This is a genomic window from Heminiphilus faecis, from assembly GCF_008728965.1.
Lineage (GTDB): Bacteria > Bacteroidota > Bacteroidia > Bacteroidales > Muribaculaceae > Muribaculum > Muribaculum faecis.
Genome location: NZ_VSMC01000048.1, coordinates 1 through 5027, shown reverse-complemented (window position 1 = coordinate 5027; position 5027 = coordinate 1). Strand labels below are relative to the sequence as shown.

General features: G+C 42.3%; 7 protein-coding genes. 5 read left to right on the top strand and 2 right to left on the bottom strand.

Features of this window, described 5'->3' with window-relative positions; translation table 11 throughout:
* Positions 1-29: 29 nt before the first annotated feature.
* A complete protein-coding gene (locus tag FW767_RS12650; protein ID WP_150980706.1) occupies positions 30-368 on the bottom strand; it encodes a plasmid mobilization protein in 339 nt (112 codons plus the stop codon).
* A gap of 433 nt (positions 369-801) precedes the next feature.
* Between FW767_RS12650 and FW767_RS12645 the strand changes: the two genes are divergently transcribed.
* The 5 genes from FW767_RS12645 to FW767_RS12625 all read left to right on the top strand — a co-directional run bounded on the left by FW767_RS12645 (position 802) and on the right by FW767_RS12625 (position 4485).
* Positions 802-1020, top strand: coding sequence for a hypothetical protein (locus tag FW767_RS12645; RefSeq protein ID WP_147438831.1), 219 nt, complete (start codon positions 802-804; stop codon positions 1018-1020).
* A 272-nt stretch (positions 1021-1292) separates the two neighbouring features.
* On the top strand, positions 1293-1565 hold the full coding sequence (locus FW767_RS12640; protein ID WP_150980704.1) for a hypothetical protein: 273 nt from the start codon (positions 1293-1295) through the stop codon (positions 1563-1565).
* Complete coding sequence (locus FW767_RS12635) at positions 1549-1854, top strand: helix-turn-helix domain-containing protein (RefSeq protein ID WP_121700395.1); 306 nt, start codon at positions 1549-1551, stop codon at positions 1852-1854. Before FW767_RS12640 ends, FW767_RS12635 begins: the two co-directional genes overlap by 17 nt.
* Before the next feature lie 158 nt (positions 1855-2012).
* Complete coding sequence (locus FW767_RS12630) at positions 2013-3467, top strand: RNA-binding domain-containing protein (RefSeq protein WP_150980701.1); 1455 nt, start codon at positions 2013-2015, stop codon at positions 3465-3467.
* 10 nt (positions 3468-3477) lie between these two features.
* Entirely contained in the window at positions 3478-4485 is a 1008-nt protein-coding gene (locus FW767_RS12625) for a DUF4062 domain-containing protein (protein ID WP_121700393.1), read from the top strand.
* A 399-nt stretch (positions 4486-4884) separates the two neighbouring features.
* On the opposite strand, the gene FW767_RS12620 is transcribed toward FW767_RS12625, so the two are convergent.
* Positions 4885-5027 (bottom strand): transposase (locus FW767_RS12620; RefSeq protein ID WP_150980699.1); only part of this gene is annotated, 143 nt, incomplete at its 5' end.

The following is a 5027-nucleotide window of genomic DNA, read 5'->3' as shown; positions in this document are numbered from 1 at the left end:
GAATTAAAAGGGTAAAATAAAATTGACCCCTAACACCAGGACTTTAAAGGGTCAATCATATTATGGCCAAGGTGGGTAAATTCTGTTTGGCCAAAAGGGTCAAAGTAGAGTGGCTTTTCCATACGGTAGCGGGCATTGAGTGCGGACAGCTTGTCTATGAAAATGCGGGTCGCATCATCCATATAATGAACTTTGAATGTCTTGCCGAACACCTGCATCTTGATAAAGGCCGACAGGGAATCTATGCCCGATTTCTCGTGCATGGTCTGGAGTAATGAGTGTTCCTTAGCCGTAAAGTTCACGGAGCAACGGAACGCCGTGGGGTCAATCTTGGGATGACGCCCGGCTTTCTTAAAATTCTGTTTCATAAAAACGGGATTAAGTGGTATGATAATTTTTATAGCGGCTGACTGCACCGCAGGTTTCTTGTGGCGATTACGACTTTGGAGTAATCGCCGGCTCCATGCACATGGCAAGGGTTATCTGCTGCAAATCCAATTTCATGCAGCGGATAACATACCTTGCTATGTTCTTGAGAACATCACTATGATATTGGGGAAAAGGCAGATATTGGAATCCGGATAATCTTAACCCGATATTGGTTAATCAGGAAATATATGATAATCGGTGCCGGTCTTTTCCGATTATACCGTCGCTCTCGGATTATAATCTGCCCAGAATAACGCCAAAAGGATGGAATCCTGCGTTGCGTTGTCGCTGACTATATAACAAAACGGGTATGCCTGTCGGTTTTTCGCAAAAAGAGAAATACGGCAAAGTACGGCAATCATTCGGCAAAGTATGGCAAAATCAACAGGTTATAAATCTTTTCGTGAATTGCCATCGTTTAACTTGCACAGAGGCTCGAATGACAAAGCCGATGTGCCGATGACCACTGGAGCATATTATCCCGCATCAACAAGGTCATTCCCGGCATCATCAACTGTCATGGATTATCTGTCACAGGCATTGCAACCGCCTCATTCCCGTTATCACCTGCAATCAGGTGTGTATGAGTGATAAAGTGAGTTTGTTATCCAATGTGTGAAAGTGTGATAAAGTGATTAAGTGACAACACACTCCTGCACGCAACGAATAACGGTTATGACAACGTTGCAACTCAGCTGACCACTATCATTTATGCACCGCTGACCGCATTACAACAAGACCGGTCTCATGGGTCAGTGAATGTGCCTTCTGCCCGGACATGGCTATCAAGCCGGGGGAACAAGTGCGCAATGTGCGCTATAGTATTTACCCACTAATCCCACGCCTAAAATATGGACTATATTATGATTGAGCGCACCATATATGACGCTATGGTTAGTGCTCTAAAAGAATGCCGCACTGTCTTGCTCGTAGCCGTCAATCGGCTTTCACATTCTGAGTGTCAGGAATGGATTGACAACCATACAGCACAATCGATTCTACGTCGTTCCCAACGGTCAATGGCGATGTTGCGTACTGAAGGGAAAATAGGATATGCTGTCATTGAAGGTAAAGTGTTCTATCCGGCAAACGAGATAGGAAGATTCCTCACTAATAACTATGAAAGATATGACTGATGTAATACCCTTTCAGACTAAAGAGGAGCAGAAAGAAATATTCAAGGTTATCGGCGAAATCAAGTCAACAGCGGAAGACCTTGCCGATCTGTCAAGACCTGTATTCAACGGTATGAGGTTTCTATCAGACTCCGAACTTTCCCATCGCCTGTCGGTCAGCAAATCCACTCTCGCCAACTACCGACTGAAAGGACTCTTTGGCTTCTATTCTCTCGAAGGCAAAATCATCTACGCCGAACACGAAATAGAAGCCTATCTACGCCAAAACTATCATCCACCGTTCAAGTAACCCATTACATCAATCGCTCCGGCTGACTTTCATTGGTCAGTCGGAGCGATTTCTTCATTGGAGGACAAAACGGATATCTCTCAGATAAAATGTTGGCTCATGAGCGGTTGGATGAAATATTTTTTGTAATTTTGCATATAGACAACCCATAAATCCGAATGATAGCTAAAGAGGACATATTGGAATTGCTGAAGTCCACCGAATCTTATCGAGTGGAACGTACCATCAGCACTGGCAACATGGACAAGTTCTGTGAGGCCATTTGTGCTTTTGCGAATGACATGCCCGGCTCCCGCAAGAACGGCTATCTGATTATCGGAGCAAAAGATGATGGCAGTATAGCCGGTATGGAAGTTGATGATGCCCTGCTTAAGAAGATTGCGGGCATCCGTTCTGACGGTAATATTCTCCCGTTGCCGGCCATGTCAGTCGAACGCTTTTCATTCCCGGAAGGCGATTTATTGGTTGCCGAAGTCAGACCGTCCGATTTACCGCCTGTTCGTTATCGTGGTCGGGTATTTATCCGTGTCGGTCCTCGCAGGGATATTGCTACGGAAGCTGAGGAGAGAATACTCGCTGAACGCCGCTGCTCTTTCATGGCAACCTTTGATGCAACCCCATGTCTTAACGCCAAACTGGAAGATTTGGATATTGATTACATCAAGACCAGATATCTCCCGATGGTATTTGACGAAGAAACTCTTGCTGACGACAAACGTGACATTAAGGAGCAACTTGCGTCAATACATCTCTATGATCGCGACAACAACAGCCCGACTTACGCAGGCATAATACTTTTTGGCATCAATCCCAAATACTTTCTTCTTGGCGATTATGTGCAATTCGTGCGGTTTGCCGGACGAGACAAAGGCGGTGACATACTTAACGAACGTCAGTTTGCAGGCCCCTTATATAAAATGTTGCCGACACTGGAATCCTTCGTTAAGGATGCCATTATAACACAGCGTCCGGTTCCCGAATCGCTGTTCCGTGAACGCACTGTCTGGAATTATCCCGAAGGTGCTATCCGAGAGTTGGTGATGAATGCCTGTATGCACCGGGATTACCAAGCGAATATGCCCATCCGCTTATATCAGTTTGATGACTATATAGAAGTGATGAATGCAGGTGGGCTATATGGTGAAGCTCGTCCTGAGAACTTCCCGTCTGTCAATGACTATCGCAACCCACTCGTGGCAGAAGCTATGAGGGTGATGAAGTATGTCAACAAATTCAACCGTGGCGTTACCCGAGTGCAAGAGATGCTGAAAGATAACGGCAATCCTCCGGCAGAATTTGACGTGAATACAATCACTGCCTTCCGTGTCAATATCCATGCTACAAAAGAATCAGACTTGTCGAAGAGCACAAGTCAACCCCTAAGTCAACCCCTAAGTCAACCCCTAAGTCAACCCCTAAGTCAATCAATTGAGGAAAAGATTGTAGAATTCTGCAAGGAACCTCGGTCTGGTGCAGAGATAGCTGCCTATTGCGGATTTAAGGATGTCAAGAATTTCAGGGAACGTTATCTTACCCCCCTCCTCGGCACTCGCATCCAAATGACAATCCCCGACAAACCCACAAGTCGTTTTCAAAAATATATAACGAAATAACATAATAAATATGGCAAAACCACGAGTATTTATTAGTTCAACCTTTTATGATTTACGTCAGATAAGAGCTGATATTGACCAATTCCTTAGGGGATTGGGCTATGATGCTATACGTAATGAAGAAGGTTCTATACCTTATGGGAAAGAAGATCGTTTAGAGGATTATTGTATACAGGAGGTTCGTCATTCTGATATATTGATCTCAATAATTGGAGGTCGATTCGGCTCAGAATCAAAGGACGAACAGACTATCGAAAAATATCTTCAGGCAGGGTCTATCAGTCAAAGAGAACTTAGAGCCGCATTGGAAAACCAAAAACAAGTTTATATCTTTATAGATAAGAATGTTAGCGCAGAATATCAGACCTATCTTTTAAATAAAGGCAATTCAAATGTAAGATATAAATTTGTTGATGATCAGAGGATTTATAGTTTCATAGAAGAAATAAAAAACCTCGGCATAAATAATAACATAAAGGATTTCGAGACTTCCGAAGATATTACAAATTATCTTAGAGAACAGTTTGCCGGTCTTTTTCAACGTTTTATCGACGATCAGCGCAGAATAAAAGAAGTTAATCTTATAGCTGAGCTTGAACGTACATCGAAAAATCTAAATCAATTAGTTGAATTTCTCTCAAATCAAAACAAAGATCAACAAGAGGAAATCAATCAGATTCTCATGATTAATCATCCATTAGTCAATTGGTTAAGGTCCAAATTGGATATAAAATATAACTTTTATATCGTAGGTTACAACGACTTAAATCAGTTGATGCTGGCTCGAGGTTTTAAAAATCAAGGAGAAATCATTGATCAAGATAATGGTGAAGAATATTATATGTGGAGTAGAAGTAATCATGACAACTCCACAATATATATAAAAATAAATAAGGCCCTATTTGACATTGATGCTCAGTTAATCAATGTCTTACCAGCTAACTGGAAAGATAATATGGCTATATTTGATCATATTATGCCAATGCCATTCCCAAATGACAATGATTTACCTTTTTAGTAAAGGTGCGTTGAGGCTAAACATCTGAGTCTTTACACGATAAGTTCTATTAACAATTATGGCATTGCAGTTATGCTGAATTATTGCTAACTTTGCATTATAGAGAGAACTTTGAGAATCGGCAAGTGGGATAAGTGCAGAAATTGCCTTGTGCAAAATGCCCATAATGCTATAAGATATCAGTGGAGCAAGTGATATTATCCACCGTTGTATTTGGCGCATATAGTTGATAATCATACAACTATATAATTGCATACAATGCTGGTGGCACCACCAAAGACCGCTAATTCTCAATGAGTTAGCGGTCTTTTATTTATCTACACCCCTCCGGGTCACCACAAAAGTCACCACACCTACGCTAATCCGGATCAGCGGATTTTCCCGGTGGGTGGTAAGATGTCAAGAGTAAAGTGTTGCCAGTCTGAACATGAAGAATTTAATGTCACTGACTCCCCTGAATTGGGTACGGAATGCTTTTATCTTTGCGTTGAATGATTCGGCCGAGGCGTTTGTCAGTCTGTCTTGGAAATAGTTGATTATTG